This is a genomic window from Marinobacter shengliensis, assembly GCF_030297115.1.
In the GTDB taxonomy this organism is placed as follows: Bacteria; Pseudomonadota; Gammaproteobacteria; order Pseudomonadales; family Oleiphilaceae; genus Marinobacter; species Marinobacter shengliensis.
On the sequence record NZ_AP028062.1, the window covers coordinates 3214657 to 3229454 of the forward strand.

Genomic DNA, 14798 nt, shown 5'->3' on the forward strand with positions numbered 1-14798 from the left:
CATCAATGCCAACAACTGTACCTGTACATTCACGACTGACAAGTCGCCGTACCCAGCCACACATCCTGCTTTCCCTGGCCATCGCCGCCCTGGGCGTCGCCGCGCCCACGCCAACACCGGCCCAAACGGGCGATCCTGGGGCAGCCACCGAACAGACCGGCGAACAGCGCCAATACGACATCGAAGGCGGCCGACTTGATGCGGTGCTCAACCAGTTTGCCCTGGCGGCGGGAGTTGACCTTTCCGTTTCCACAGATCTGACCCGGGGCAAAACCAGCCCAGGGTTGCTGGGCCAGTATTCAGTGGAGCAGGCCCTGCGCACCCTTCTGGCTGGTAGCGGCCTCAGTTACCGTTTCGCGGGCGAGAACAGGGTGACGTTGTTGGCGAGGCAACCGGGAGGTAATCCATTACAGCTAGCGCCGATTAATGTGAGCGCCGCAGCAGAACGCACTGGTACTGCGACTGAAGCCTATAGGGTTGAAAGCGCGAATGTCGGCATACTCGGCGATAAGTCTCTGCAGAACACTCCTTACAGCATTGAAATCTATTCCCGAGAACTGATGGATAACCTCCAGGCCCGGTCCATTTCCGACGCCACCAAGTTAGATGCCTCTGTCAGCCTATCGTCCGGCGACTTGGTGGCGGAGAACAATACGCTCGCTATCCGCGGTATCTCACCGGATTTCGATACCGGGCAGAAACTTGATGGCATGAACCTGCGTAGCCGTGCAAAGGACCTTCCTCTTGAGCATATAGAGCGCATCGACATTCTTAAGGGTGCGGGCGGGTTTCTGTATGGCTTCGGTGCTCCTGGCGGCATTATCAATTACGTTCTCAAACGCCCCACGGACATCCCGGTTCGCACCATCAATGTCCAGGCAATGGATAGCGGGCTGGCGCTGGTTCACGGCGACCTTGGGGGGCGCCTAGGTGATAAAGATCAGTTCGGCTATCGCATCAATGCTGTGCACGAGTCCGGCGATACCTATATCCGTGATGGCGAATCCCGGCGGGGTTCGGCGTCTATCGCCCTGGACTGGCATATCACTCCGGAGTTGGTTTGGCGTGTTGATGCTTTGGCGTCCAGTCATACTCGCTATGGCGGTCAGTGGGCTGTAACCCCCAATGCGGACGGCGAGGCCAGCAACTTCGAGCCCGCCGAGCCCCTGAAACCGATCCGCGGCGACAAACGGCTGGCACCGAGCTGGGCAACCTATGGCTCCACACACCAGGTCTGGGGAACGGATCTGAACTGGGCCATGACTGACGACTGGAATCTGGAGCTCGCCCATCGCCACTCAGAGAACTATCGTCTATTTCACCTGCCAGGCCTTTTCGCCAACAAAGATGGTGACTATTCAGCCTTTCTATACAGCTACAACAATTTTTTCGAGAGTGATCAAACTCAAATACTCCTGAATGGAAACGTTACTACGGGGCCCGTTCATCACAATCTGGTAGTCGGCGCATCACACACCGAGACTGTTTCGTCCAATAGTGGCCCCAAGAATCAATTCGTGAACCTTGGTTCGGGCAATCTTTCAAACCCTGAAGAGTTCCCGGAACCTTTCGCCCGTCTAGACAAGCGCGATGCAAAAATCAACGAGTACTCACGCCTCAAGCGCCGTGAGTGGTTTATTTCCGATACCGTTAATATTGGTAGACGGTGGGACCTAGTAGCCGGTTTGCGCCACGCCAAGCTTAAAGACGAGCTCGGTGACTATGATGAGCAGGCAATCACACCAACACTGGCGCTTGTACATCGGCCCGTGGATTGGCTATCGGTCTACGCCAGCTATGTCGAGGCCCTGGAACAGGGGGCAACAGCGCCAGAAACGGCTGAGAATACCGGAGAGACTTTTGAGCCGCTGGTCAGCGATCAAAAAGAAATTGGAGTCAAGCTTAATACTGATCGCTGGTCAGTCAACGCCGCCCTATTCCAGTTGCGCAAAGGTCTGACCTATACCACTGCCAACAACGTCTTCACTCAGGACGGCGAAGCACGCTTCGAAGGTCTCGAACTCTCCACCAAGGCCAATATTGGCCACCGCAGTCTCGTGATGGCCAGCGCCTTGTGGCTGGATGCTCGCAACGAGAAAACAACAGATTCAAGCCTGGAAGGGAAAAAGATTCAGGGGGTTGCCCGTGAACAGTTTCGGCTCTATGGCGAACACACTTTGACGGAAATACCGCTGACACTGAATGCCGGCGCTCAATACGTGGGCAAACGACCGGTTGACCCTCAGGGGCAATGGAGTGTTGATGGCGTCACGTTATTCGATCTTGGTGCCCGGTACGAAACCTCGGTTTCTGGGCGACCAATCACACTTCGCCTGAACATCGACAATGTCACCAATGAAGCCTACTGGCTCACATCCAGCGGGAGCACTTCCCTGGCTCAGGGTAGCCCGAGAACAGCCAGGCTGGGCGTGGAAATTCCCTTATAACCCGATGACCTGAAAGTTCAGAACGGTGCATTGATCTTATCTCGAGGATTACGCCAAGAAGTTCCGCAGGAAACTGGTTTTACTCTGAATTGATAGGTGGGGACGGCTTCAACTTTCTGACGCTGAACCTAAAAAGAAGACACCTGGCTCTGCGATCAGCAGGACCTACAACTCATGGTGAGGCGGACGTGCTGCCCTTCGACAACGGTCCGGTTTACCAGCACGAGGGTATCTGCAGATATTTTTTTAAAAGCATTACGGGTTTGGCGATCTCGTTCGGAAGAGTCAATAGAGAAAACTGATTCAATCTTGGGGATCATCAATGCCAACACCCGTGTCCACACATTCCCGACCGACAGGCCACCGCACCGAGCCGTGCACCCTGCTTTCCCTGGCCATCGCCGCCACCCTGGGCGCTGCCGTCCCCGCGCCGGCACTGGCACAAACTGGGGATGGCGCGCAGCCCGCCGCACAAGCTGGCCAGCAGCGCCTGTTCAATATCCAAAGCGGGCCACTGGATGCGGTGCTCAACCGCTTTGCCCTGGAAGCCGGTATCGACCTGTCGGTCTCCACCGAGCTGACCCAGGGCAAATCCAGCCCGGGTCTTCAGGGGCAGTATTCGACCGAACAGGCACTACACGCGCTGTTGGCTGGCAGTGGGCTTAGGATGCACTTTACTGGGGAGAATTCGGTAGCGATTGAGTTGGCGCGTCAGGATGGGATGCTGACGCTACCAGCGATGACTGTAAGTGCAGAAGCTCTCACTGGTAGATCAGAGGGCACGGGTTCCTACACAACGAGCAACACCAAGACAGCCACAAAGCTCAACCTGTCACCGCGAGAGACACCGCAGATCGTTAATGTCGTCACCCACCAAATGATTGAAGATTTTGGCACGACGGAGATGGAGGATGTACTACGGCTTGCGCCCGGTGTCACTGTCGGGCATACCGATGATGATCGGCGTTCATATACTGCCAGAGGCTATGCCATGTCGATCCAATACGACGGTCTACCCTCAAGCTCTGGTATTGATGGTGGTGTCGTTGCCGGACCGGACAGCGCCTTGATCGACCGGACCGAAGTGTTACTAGGTGCCGCCGGGCTGATGAATGGAGCGGGGCAACCCGGTGGCGTCATCAATATGGTATTCAAGCGTCCGACGGAGGACTTCCGGGGAAGTGCTTCCATCTCTGCCGGATCGTGGAACGCGCTACGGATGGTGGCCGATGTTTCGGGTCCTCTCAGTGAGGAAGGGACTGTGCGCGGACGCGCGGTGGCAGTAGACCAGAGTGAAGAGTCGTTCCGGGATTACGCGAAAGAAAGGAAGAAAGTGTTCTATGCCGTCGTCGAAAGCGACTTAACGGACAGCACTCTTCTGACGTTGAGCGTTCAGAATCAGGACATTTACGACAACGTTACTGACCGGAGCGGTTTGCCCACGGACAATGATGGTCTCGATATGGATTGGAGTCGCTCAACGTTTCTGGCACCGGCCTGGAACCAATGGAATAAGTATTCGACTACCTACAAAGCACGCTTGCAGCAGGTGCTTTCTGCCAACTGGCAATTGACCGTACAAGGATCCGCTTTGACATCCGAGGCAGATTGGCTGTTTGGTACGCTCGACAGTTTTGACTCCACTACCGGCGATGCCACCTTCTCCCGCTGGGGCCAATTTAACAAGGAAACCAGTCATGATCTGGAGGTCTTCTCCAGCGGCTCAGTGACGATGTTTGGCCGCAGTCACGAGCTCGTTCTAGGTGGAAACTGGACGGAAAGAGTCTGGAACGGCAGGCGAGGTACCGGAACAGATTATGACACCAATCTGTACGATTTTGACCCGCAAACCAGTGTGCCCCGCCCGCAACTCACCCTGGATTCCCAGATCAATGATCTGGTGACAGAACAATACGGTGGGTATATGGCTGGACACTTTTATTTCACCGACCGGATCAGTTCAGTTATGGGCACGCGAATAAGCTGGTATCGCTATGAGTTTGGCGACACGGTCCGGGAAGAGAATGAGGTGTTCACTCCCTATGCGGGAGTAATCTACGAGCTGAATGATTGGGCATCAGCCTATGCCTCCTATGCAGAGATTTTCAATCCGCAATCGGCGCGAGGGACGGACGGCAACACCCTGGAACCAGAGGTTGGGGCTAGTCACGAGCTAGGCGTCAAAGGCGAATTTTTTAACGGCAAACTGAATGCTTCCGCTGTTCTGTTCAGAATCCAAAAAGATAATGAAGCCGAGCTTCTGCAGCCCTATGACGAAGATAACATTTGTGGTGGGTGGTGTTACGCCGCTAAAGGCAAGACAACGACCGAAGGTGTTGATCTTGGGTTATCGGGGCACATTACTGACGAAGTTCAGCTGATGGTCGGTTTTACCCGATACAAAAAAGATGACAACGATGAATCGGTGCATATTGGCAAACTGGCGGGAAGTTTCCAGCCGACCGGAACCCGCTGGCGCACAGGGATCAGTATTGATGCCAGTAGCAAGGCCTATGGACAGTGGGGCATGACACAAGAGGCGCGCACACTGGTCGGCGCGTTTGTCAGCTATCAGTTGACCCCTTCCGTGAAAATGGCGCTCAACGGCTCCAACCTACTAGACGAAAAGTACTACGCCAATGCCATCGATTCCGGCTATGGCCGTCAGTATTGGGGGCAGCCCAGATCCTGGATGTTGACGTTCGAGGGACAGTTCTAGCCGCACCATTTCTCGTCTTCGTTCGACTGGAACGTACTTAGGAATCACTTGAAGGGCGCATTACTAACACTCAAAGCGCTCAATTTATTGGAGAGTCTCATGAGAATTGAATTGAAATCGAGCCTGCGAGGCTTATTGCTTTCTTGCGCGCTTATCCTCACGACCGCGACTCAAGCGCACCAGATCTGGATCGAGCCTGCGGATGGTGGCGCAGCCCTGCATTACGGCTATCTCGATCGAAACCTGCGCGAACTATCACCGGGCCGGTTGGACGACATTGTTCAACCACGAGCCCAGCGACTCGGCACGGCCGGCAATGCGACCGCCCTGAATGTCGCTCCGATGCGGGATCGCCTCGCGTTGAAGCTGGACAAGGCCCTTGAAGGGGGTGAAGCAATTGTTGCCGTTTTCGACAACGGGCCGGTCTACGAGCGCGACGGGGTTGGTACTCACTGGACCATGGCCAGCCGCTTTGTTGCCGATGCCAGGGTGACTGCGCCCACACAGCTGGAGCTGGATATTGTGCCCACGGGCGAACCAGGCGCATTCAAGGTTGTCTTGCTGGGTGCGCCCCTGGCAAACCACACGGTGCGATTGGCCAATGAATCGGGGTGGGGCATGGATCGGCGCACCGATGCCGAGGGCGTCGTGGCCTTCCCGCCCTTGCCCTGGAAAGGGATCTACATCGTCTCGACCCATCATACGGTCGATATGAAGGGCGAACGCGATTGCGTGCTGGCCGATGGCACAAGCGAGAAGATCGAACATGACCGCCGGGGCTTCGGAACCACGTTGACCTTTAAACAGGTGCAGGGACTGGATGCGCTGCCGCCATTGCCAGTGAGCCCGCCGTACGAATCCGGCACCCGTGCGCAATGAGCCCTATCGCGTTGAAAGTGAGCCGTTGGCTGCGATCAGATAAAACCATGGCGTTTCGCTTAAGTGTAGCGTCGCGGACGGGGGCGGCCGTGCTCGGCGGCTATGCGCTGGCACATGCGCTGCCTGTGGCGTTGTTGGCGTTGCTGGCGGTGCCGCCGAGTGAAGGGGCACTTGCAGCCATACAACTGAGCTTTCTGGTGCATGTGGCCGCCATTCTCTGGTGCTTTGCCGCTCGCAGTGCTACTCGGGCCTGGGCGGGCTTGCTGATACCTGCGCTGCTGAGTAGTGCGCTGGGTTGGGCAGTGCTGTGAGGGGCAAGCCATGAAAGACTTTTTCCGCCAATCCATGGCCTGGCTGCACACCTGGGTGGGGCTGCTGCTGGCTTGGGTGCTGTACTTTATGTTTGTCACCGGCACTGCTGGCTATCTGGACACAGAGATTGACCGCTGGATGATGCCGGAGGCACCGGTGGCCGATTACGCATCGCCTTCAGAGCAGACCCTCAAAATCGCCACGGATTACCTTTCTGAGCATGCACCCCAGGCTCAGCGCTGGTTTATTGGTCTGCCACTGGATCGCAACACCCCCTATCCACGGGTTTTCTGGAACGGGGCCCGGGGTGAAGGTATAGAAACGACGGGCAACCTACAGCTCGACCTGGCAACCGGCATGGCACTGGCCGCCCGTGATACGGCTGGCGGCCAAACGCTCTACCAGATGCATTGGCGTATGCACTACCTGCCGCGTTCGATATCGGACTGGATTGTAGGTGTCTCTACTATGTTTATGTTCGTGGCATTGATCACTGGGGTGATCGTGCACAAGAAGATCTTTAAAGATTTTTTCACCTTTCGCCCGGGCAAAGGCCAGCGTTCTTGGCTGGATGCACACAATGTATTGAGCGTGGTCAGTTTACCCTTCCAGTTGATGATCACTTGGTCGGGGCTGATCTTCATGATGTTTATTTATATGCCGCTCATCGTAGTTGCATGGTACGGATCAGAATCCGACGGTGGCCAGGCATTTATTGATGATGTTTTTACTCCGCCCGCTCTAGTCGAAGCCAATAGTGAATCAGCCCCGCTGGTAGCGATTGATACTTTAATTGCTGAAGCACAGCATCTATGGGGCAATGCGCCAATAGCTTCGCTGGATATCCACCATCCGAATAATGCCAACGCCCGCATTATCATGCGTGGCAACAATGCTGCCGGCCCCTTGAATGCAGCGGACGTCCTCGTGTTCGATGGTGTGAGCGGTGAGCTGCTGGCTGAGCAACCTGCGCTGCATTCGAATGCCAAGGGTTTCCGCGACCTGATGCTCGGCCTGCACGAAGGGCTTTTCGCCGGGCCGCTGCTGCGTGCCTTGTATGTCCTCTCGGGTCTGCTGGGTGCGGGGATGATCGCCACCGGCCTGGTGCTGTGGTCAGTCAAGCGCCGCCAGCGTGTCGAGAAGGCACAGCAAACGCCACACCTCGGGCTTAGGCTGGTCGAAAATCTGAATGTCGCCACCATCATCGGTCTGCCCGTGGCCATCGCCGCCTATTTCTGGGCCAATCGGCTGTTGCCATTGGACATGACTAACCGGGCGGACTGGGAGGTGCATAGCCTATTTCTGGTCTGGCTGACGATGTTTTTGCATGCCGTGTTACGCCCGACCCACCGTGCTTGGCAGGAGCAGGCCTGGCTGGCCGCTGGGGCCTTTGCCTTGCTGCCACTGCTAAACGCGCTGACCACCGACCGGCACCTTGGCAATAGTCTGTTCGCAGGGGACTGGGTCATGGCGGGTTTTGACCTTGCGGTATTGGCCCTGGGATTGGGATTTGCCGCACTGGCCAAGGGCCTTCATGCGAAAAGCGCAAAGCAGTCACCGCTGCAGGCCGAGAAAGCGCTAAGAGATCAGCAGGTCGCCGCCCCTCGGAGCGCCCACGGATGATGAACGTGCTGATACTGATCCTGTGTGGTGTGAGTTTCACCATGTTGGCGCTGGCCATGAACCGTCACTACAAGCAGGTTGCGGGCAAAGCGCCGAACCGGATCACGCGCATCACCTTGCGTACCCTTGGATTCGTCGGTCTCAGTGCCGGTCTTGCGGGTTGCCTTTGGCAATATGGCTGGTCAGTGGGCCTGGTGCATTGGCTAGGCGCACTGTCTTTCGCGGTGCTGCTGGTCGTTCTGATACTGAGCTACCGCCCGGGATGGTGTGCCCCGCTTCTTGGGCTGGGGTTAAGGGGCCGCATTGAAACAAACGAAAACCAGAAATAGTGGAGATAAAGATGAAACTGATGACAACGTTCGCACTCGTAGGGGCTTTCGCTCTTGCAGCACCCGCTCTGGCCGACGAGCGCCCAGACCATTTTGAGGCCAAACCTTCGCCAACCCTGGAAGCCGCGCTCGACAATCTGGCCGAATACAATCCGAAACTGGCGGCCCTTGTCGAGAAGGAATCCCTCAACCCGGAGGACCTTAATGACGTTCACCAATTGACCTACACCCTGGAGCAGGCGCTGGAGAAACTGGGCGAAGAAAAGGATCGCGTCGCAGCGCTGCTGGAAGAGGTGCACCTTGCGTCTGAAAGCGCCGATGCCGAGACGGTAAAACGCAGTGGAAAGGCCTACCTGGAAGGTACTGCGCCACTGACACACTGATGGCACCTTCAGGAAGCGACGTCAGTCGTTTCCTGTCATTTTTTTGGGTGTAAAACCATGACTGATGAAAGCCTGCAAACTTCGCAAGACATCCCAGCCGATCAGGCTGTAGACGGCGAGGCGATGCTGAACAAAACGCCTGGCGAAATGGCGGAAAGTGCCGACTTGTCGGCCCAAGCCGAGCCCGGCAGCGAAACTCTGGATAACGCACCCGATACCATGGTTGAGCCCGCCACTGCCTGGTTAAATGACGCCCTGGCCTTATTGGACACCGGCGGGCCGGTGGTGGCGTTGCTGCTGATGATGTCCGTGGTGGCACTTACCGTGGTGCTGGTAAAGCTGTTCCAGTTTCAGCGTGCCCGGTTGTGGCAGCGCAAACCGGCGCAACGGGCGCTGGCACTCTGGCAACAAGGCAAGGTGGAAGGCGCCCTGAACACCGCTGACGCCAGCGCCAACCCCACCGCCCAGACGCTGGCTCGGGCCATTCGCGGCCAGCGGCGGCAATTGCCGGAAGTGGCGGTGCGTGAAGAAGTGCTGCGCTATGGCAGTGATGCGTTATTTCAGCTGCGCCGGGGCCTGAGACCCCTGGAAGTGATCGGCTCGCTGGCGCCGCTGCTGGGTTTGCTGGGCACGGTGCTGGGGATGATTTCCGCTTTCCAGCAACTGGAGGCCGCCGGTAACAAGGTGAACCCGGCCATTCTCTCTGGCGGCATCTGGGAAGCCCTGCTGACCACGGCCGTGGGCCTGTGTGTGGCCATTCCGGTGGTGGCACTGCTCAATTGGCTGGAGCGGCGCGTGGATCACTTGGCTCATGAAATGGACAACCTGGTGACCCAGGTGTTTACCGAGGACTTATCCGCTGCGGCTGAGCGCCATGAGGTAGAGCAAACGAACGCCATTGCCGTGCCTGAAGGGGCGCGCAGCTCGAAAGCACAAACTCGTGAGCCAATGGCTAATGCAAGCGCCCTTTAGTCCGCCGGAAAAACTGGCTAGCCTGTCGCGGCGGCGAAAATCCCCCATCAGCCTGACTCCGCTGATTGATGTGGTGTTTATTCTGCTTGTGTTTTTTATGCTCGCCTCCAGCTTTATGGACTGGCGCAGCCTGTCGCTGGACACCAGCGCCGCCGGTGAACCCGCGCCCTCCGAACAAACACCCTTTGTGGTGCAGATTGGCGCAGACTCACTGCGGCTCAACGGTGAAACCATCGCCCTTGGGCGGCTGATTGACCAGGCCCGGGCGCGCCAGCCGGCGGAACAGCCTGTCAGCTTGCAGCCGCTGGCCGACACCCGCGTACAGGCGGTGGTGGCGGTCATGGATGCCTTGAACGAGGCGGGGGTACAGTCCCTGAAGCTGGTGGAAGACCCGCAGTGGCAGGAGGCAGAACAGTAATGCACTTCCCCGACCGTCGACCGGACCAGACCGAAGAGCGTATTTTACCGCTGATCAATGTGGTGTTCCTGTTGCTGATCTTTTTTATGATTTCCGGCAGCCTGAGCGTCACCGAACCCTTTGACGTGGTTCCACCCAGCTCAACCAGCCAGGGCCAGCACGAGCCGGACAGCCTGGTCATACTGATGGGCACCGATGGTCGGTTTGCCCTGGATAATGAACCGCTGACCCGGGCACAACTGCTGGCGCGGATCGACACCATCATGCAGGCGCAGCCACAAACCCCCATCACCTTGAAGGCCGACGGCAATCTGCCGGGCAATGCCCTGGTGGGCTTTACCCAATCACTCTATGAGGCAGGCGTCAAGAAACTGCGCCTGCTCACGGAGTCGGAAGCATGAAAGCGCCATCCGCTAGACGAGAACCGTCACTGACGCCCGGCAAGGGCGGCTGGTTACTGGCCCTATCAGTGGCCGCGCTAATGCATCTGGCCGGGGCGACGCTGGCCTTCTGGGTGCCGCCCACTGAACCCAGGGGCCAGGCCAAAGCCGCGGGCACTGGCGGCGTGGAAATCGCATTGGGCCCGGCTGGCAGCGCCGCTGGCGGTCCCGAGGAACAGCAGGGCGAAGATACACCCGAGCCTGTCAATGCACCGGAACCGGAATCTGTGGAGCCCGAACCTGACCCCGAACCGGTTCAGGAGCCCACCCCTGTACGTGAGAAAACACCGCTGCCCCGCCCCGACAAACCCATTGAGCCGATCAAAAAAGTCGAACCAGTGAAAAAGCCGGTAACGGAAGCCCGGCCTGAGCCAAAACCTGAAACACCCCTGGTCAAAGAGGACACTCCACCACCGCAAGCCAGCACAACTGGCGCGGCGGGAAAAAGCGGTAGCACCGAGCAGAACAACACCGGCAGTGGCGACAATACCGCCGGCGGCGGCCTGCCCGGCGATACCCACGACTACGCCGCCACCCTGCTGGCCTGGCTGGAGCAGCACAAGGAATATCCGCGCCGGGCGCGAATGCGCCGTCAGCAGGGCACGGTGTTACTGTACTTTGTGGTGGACCGGGAAGGCCGTGTGCAGGATTACCGCATCGAGCAAAGCTCCGGTCATGTGGCATTGGATGAAGAGGTGCAAAAGATGATCGAACGTGCGCAACCGCTGCCGGCCATGCCGGATACCATGGATAACAGCACGCTGGAATTAGTGGTGCCGGTGCAGTTCTTCCTGCGTTGAATGAACAGGATTTAACGTAGCGTTAGCCATGGTTAGCCCAAAGCGTAAACCGCAGCGCTCATCGCATGCTTGAACTGCCCCGGGGAGCACTGGAGGCAACGGGCATTGACTCCCAGCCTTTCAGCCTGCCTCCAGTTCCACAGTGAGGAAGCCTGCTGTATGGCCCAGAACGGGAACTGTCTGGCTCGATTGGCACAGATACAGCGAACAATGCACTGACATGGCCAAACTCTCAGCATCCGCTACTCAAAGCTTGGTCGGATTGGGCGCATCGCCATAGACATCAGCGGGATCAAAGGTTTTGTCCTGCTCAACAAACACTAAGGCCTCGCCATTTGCCCTGTCAGCCCCCACAGGCACCTGCCGGTAAAAGCATGAGCGGTAACCAACATGACAGCTGGCCCCGGAGCCGGCCACGTTGACCCGCAGCCACACCGCGTCCTGATCGTCGTCAATCCGCATCTCGACAACCTGCTGGACTAGCCCGCTGGTTGCTCCCTTGTGCCAGAGTACTTGCCGGCTGCGGCTCCAGTAATGGGCCTCGCCGGTAATAATGGTTTTCTCCAGCGCCTCGGTGTTCATATAGCCCAGCATCAGGACCTCGCCGCTGTCGGCATCGGTGGTCACACAGGTAATCAGTCCATCATCATCGAATTTGGGGGCCAGTTCTGTCTGCTCCTCCACCTGCTCAATGGAGTTTCTGGGGGCAAAGCTAACGGCATCCGGCCCGGCGGGCTGAGACTGGTCAGACGTTTCTTTCATGATATTTTCACTCTCAATGGTTGTGGCAATTCAAACGGTGACGTTTTTTGTATCGGGCGTTTCCAGAAAGCGGATGGCTTGGCCTTCGGGAGCGCCGACCAAGGCTTCATCCCGTACGACCACTTGTCCACGCACAACGGTGTGAACGGGCCAACCGGTAACGACTTTGCCATCGTAGGGAGTCCAGCTACTGCGACTGGCAATCCAGTCATTTGTGATGGTGCGCCGGGCGGCAAGGTCAACCAATGTCAGGTCAGCGTCGTAGCCAAGGGCAATGCGCCCCTTACCCTCGATCCCGAAGATGCGCGCCGGGCCTGCACTGGTCAGGTCCACCAGGCGTTGCAGGCTGAGGCGCCCGGCATGGACGTGATCCAGCATCACCGGCAAAAGCGTCTGTACGCCGGTCATGCCACTGGGCGATTGCGGATAGGGTTTTGCTTTCTCCGTCAGGGTATGGGGCGCGTGGTCACTGCCAATAACATCCACAACGCCCTTGCGAATAGCCTCCCACAAAGCGTCCTGATGTCGCTGTTCCCGGACAGGCGGGTTCATTTGCGCGAGACTCCCCAGTCGCTGGTAACACTCGGGGGCCGCCATGGTCAGATGATGGGGCGTTACTTCCACCGTCACGCAGCGTTTGTGGCGGGCCAGGTACTGCATTTCCTCGGCCGTGGAAACGTGTAAAACATGGAGCCGGCGGCCTGTGTCTTCAGCCATGGTCACGATCCGTTGCGTGGCGAGGAGTGCGCTGTCCACATCCCTCCATTCCGGGTGCTGGCAAACGTCTCCGCTCGCTTCGACAATCGACCTGCGCTCTTTCAAACGGCCCTCATCTTCGGCGTGCACTGACATGCGCCGGCACCCGTGGCGTACAATTTGCCGCAGCACCGTGTCATCGTCTGCCAGCAGGTCGCCGAATGAGCTGCCCATGAAGACTTTCACGCCGGCACAACCTGGCAGACTCTCCAGGCTCTGTAGCTGCTCCGCATTGACTCCGGAACCGCCAATATAAAAGGCATAGTCGCACCAGGCCCGGCCCTTGGCCGCATCCAGCTTGGCCTGGAGATCCGCCTGCCAGAGCGTCAAGGGGTTGGTGTTCGGCATCTCGAAGACACCCGTCACACCACCCAGTACTGCGCCCCGGGTTCCAGCTTCAAGATCTTCCTTATGGGTTAAACCTGGCTCACGAAAGTGAACCTGACTGTCGATCACCCCAGGCAGAACATGCAACCCGGTCGCATCAATGGTCGTATCGGCGGTCCAGTGACCTTTTAGTGCACCGAGCGCGACAATGCGACCACCCTGGCAAGCCAAATCGATACGCTCGGCACCATTCGGGGTCAAAACGGTGCCGCCGACAACCAGCAGACTGGCATGCTCGATTGTTCCACCACCAAACTTCTCCGCTACTTCAGAGTTCACTTTTCGCCCTCTCGAACCACTCAAGTGTCCTCACGCGTTGCGCTTCGCCATACAGTTGGACGAATTTGAGCGTCATGTGATCGGTAGCCGAATTCAGTGCCTGTATTCGTTTTTCGATGTACGCCTCCGTGAGAGGTTGATTACAGATCACGGTGATGCAATGTCGCCATTCTTCATAGGACTGGGGAACGCTAGCTTGCTGCATGATGCCTCCTGCTACTTAAGCTGTTTGTTGATCCTTTCACCGTTGAAGCTGCGGCAGGTCGCCGCGAGGGTTCTTGCGAATCATCCGGACGTTCCTTATGAATTAGCTGCAACGGAGCCTGCCCTGCCATGGCGTGAAAATCGATCCCGGGCACCCAATAACAGGTGCCGCAAGGCCGTCAGGTGGGGAAATTCCACCAACATGCCGATCACAAGTGCCGCATAAACCAGCGGCTCGCCGGGCAGGGCTGTCATGGTGACGGCCAGCATCAAAGGAGCGTTGCGTGCCGCTGTGGTCATGGTCAGTAGTGCGTGCTCCGGGTAGTGGAGACGGCACAGTCGGCTGATCCCCTCACCGAGAAAATAGGTGAGCACGAAGAAAATAAAGACAGCCAGCAGTACCCAGACGAAAACAGCGAGATGTTCCAGAAGCACGCCAACGTTACCAGCGAAGATCTGCAGCACCAGCATCGCGATGATCCAGGGTGTGACCCGGTCCGTCTGGCACAGTATGACCTCAAAGTGATGGGTGCTCATGACCAGGCGTAAGGCCTGGTGCGCGATCCGTGCTATCACCAGCGGCAACAGGAACCATTGCAGCAGGGTGCTGCCGATGACGCTCGTATCGATGTGCACCAGGTTATGCGTAAACAACTGCAGGTACAGTGGGTACAACAGCAGCTGCACCAGAATATTGATCGGAATCAGCGCTGTGCCCAGGGGTACATTGCCGCCGACCAGCCGGGTGAAGCCCAGAAACCAGTCTGTACAGGGGGCCATGAAGTAAATGATCAGGCCGACCATGAACAGCGGGTGTGGGGCGAGGAAAAGCGATGCCACGCCGTAGCCAATCAGGGGAATCAGCACAAAGTTGGCCACCAGGGCGATGGCAAGAAAACGAACATTGCCCAGCACCTGCACCAGGGCGCCAAAACGCACACCAAAGAACAGCAGCGTGATCAGTGCGAGTAGCGTGTAGTCCAGGTAATTGCCCAGCTCCTGTCCGACAGCCGGGGCGAAAGAGCCCAGCAACCCCCCGGTGACAATGCCTGCCACCAGCAAAGATGAAGTCATAAACGTCCCGGGCA

14 protein-coding genes are annotated in these 14798 nt (G+C 57.7%); 11 read left to right on the forward strand and 3 right to left on the reverse strand.

Going from position 1 to position 14798, the window contains the following annotated elements; all coding sequences use genetic code 11:
- Window positions 1-5: 5 nt before the first annotated feature.
- From QUE75_RS14710 to QUE75_RS14760, 11 genes are all read left to right on the forward strand, one after another.
- Window positions 6-2447: a TonB-dependent siderophore receptor gene (locus tag QUE75_RS14710; RefSeq protein ID WP_286251299.1), complete on the forward strand. Its 2442-nt coding sequence runs from the start codon at window positions 6-8 to the stop codon at window positions 2445-2447.
- A 322-nt stretch (window positions 2448-2769) separates the two neighbouring features.
- Window positions 2770-5166, forward strand: a complete 2397-nt coding sequence (locus tag QUE75_RS14715) for a TonB-dependent siderophore receptor (protein ID WP_286251301.1) — start codon at window positions 2770-2772, stop codon at window positions 5164-5166.
- Between the two features lie 99 nt (window positions 5167-5265).
- Entirely contained in the window at window positions 5266-6045 is a 780-nt protein-coding gene (locus QUE75_RS14720; RefSeq protein ID WP_286251303.1) for a hypothetical protein, read from the forward strand.
- Window positions 6046-6092: 47 nt separating this feature from the next.
- Window positions 6093-6356, forward strand: coding sequence for a DUF3649 domain-containing protein (locus tag QUE75_RS14725; RefSeq protein WP_286251305.1), 264 nt, complete (start codon window positions 6093-6095; stop codon window positions 6354-6356).
- Between the two features lie 10 nt (window positions 6357-6366).
- A complete protein-coding gene (locus QUE75_RS14730) occupies window positions 6367-7980 on the forward strand; it encodes a PepSY-associated TM helix domain-containing protein (RefSeq protein WP_286251307.1) in 1614 nt (537 codons plus the stop codon).
- Entirely contained in the window at window positions 7977-8309 is a 333-nt protein-coding gene (locus tag QUE75_RS14735) for a DUF3325 domain-containing protein (protein WP_286251309.1), read from the forward strand. Before QUE75_RS14730 ends, QUE75_RS14735 begins: the two co-directional genes overlap by 4 nt.
- Before the next feature lie 11 nt (window positions 8310-8320).
- Window positions 8321-8692 (forward strand): DUF6746 family protein, encoded by a 372-nt coding sequence (locus tag QUE75_RS14740; RefSeq protein ID WP_286251311.1) that lies wholly within the window; start codon window positions 8321-8323, stop codon window positions 8690-8692.
- A 57-nt stretch (window positions 8693-8749) separates the two neighbouring features.
- On the forward strand, window positions 8750-9664 hold the full coding sequence (locus tag QUE75_RS14745) for a MotA/TolQ/ExbB proton channel family protein (RefSeq protein WP_286251312.1): 915 nt from the start codon (window positions 8750-8752) through the stop codon (window positions 9662-9664).
- The gene (locus tag QUE75_RS14750; protein ID WP_286251315.1) at window positions 9648-10082 is read left to right on the forward strand and encodes an ExbD/TolR family protein; all 435 of its coding nucleotides are present in this window, start codon (window positions 9648-9650) and stop codon (window positions 10080-10082) included. The genes QUE75_RS14745 and QUE75_RS14750 overlap by 17 nt, the downstream gene beginning before the upstream one ends.
- Window positions 10082-10483, forward strand: a complete 402-nt coding sequence (locus tag QUE75_RS14755) for an ExbD/TolR family protein (RefSeq protein ID WP_286251317.1) — start codon at window positions 10082-10084, stop codon at window positions 10481-10483. The genes QUE75_RS14750 and QUE75_RS14755 overlap by 1 nt, the downstream gene beginning before the upstream one ends.
- Window positions 10480-11322: an energy transducer TonB gene (locus QUE75_RS14760; RefSeq protein ID WP_286251319.1), complete on the forward strand. Its 843-nt coding sequence runs from the start codon at window positions 10480-10482 to the stop codon at window positions 11320-11322. The genes QUE75_RS14755 and QUE75_RS14760 overlap by 4 nt, the downstream gene beginning before the upstream one ends.
- Before the next feature lie 246 nt (window positions 11323-11568).
- Here QUE75_RS14760 and hisI read toward each other — a convergent pair whose 3' ends face one another.
- From hisI to QUE75_RS14775, 3 genes are all read right to left on the reverse strand, one after another.
- Window positions 11569-12084: a phosphoribosyl-AMP cyclohydrolase gene (gene hisI / locus QUE75_RS14765; protein WP_286251322.1), complete on the reverse strand. Its 516-nt coding sequence runs from the start codon at window positions 12082-12084 to the stop codon at window positions 11569-11571.
- 30 nt (window positions 12085-12114) lie between these two features.
- The gene (locus QUE75_RS14770) at window positions 12115-13506 is read right to left on the reverse strand and encodes a dihydroorotase (RefSeq protein WP_286251324.1); all 1392 of its coding nucleotides are present in this window, start codon (window positions 13504-13506) and stop codon (window positions 12115-12117) included.
- A 300-nt stretch (window positions 13507-13806) separates the two neighbouring features.
- A complete protein-coding gene (locus QUE75_RS14775) occupies window positions 13807-14784 on the reverse strand; it encodes an arsenic resistance protein (protein ID WP_286251326.1) in 978 nt (325 codons plus the stop codon).
- Window positions 14785-14798: the final 14 nt, after the last annotated feature.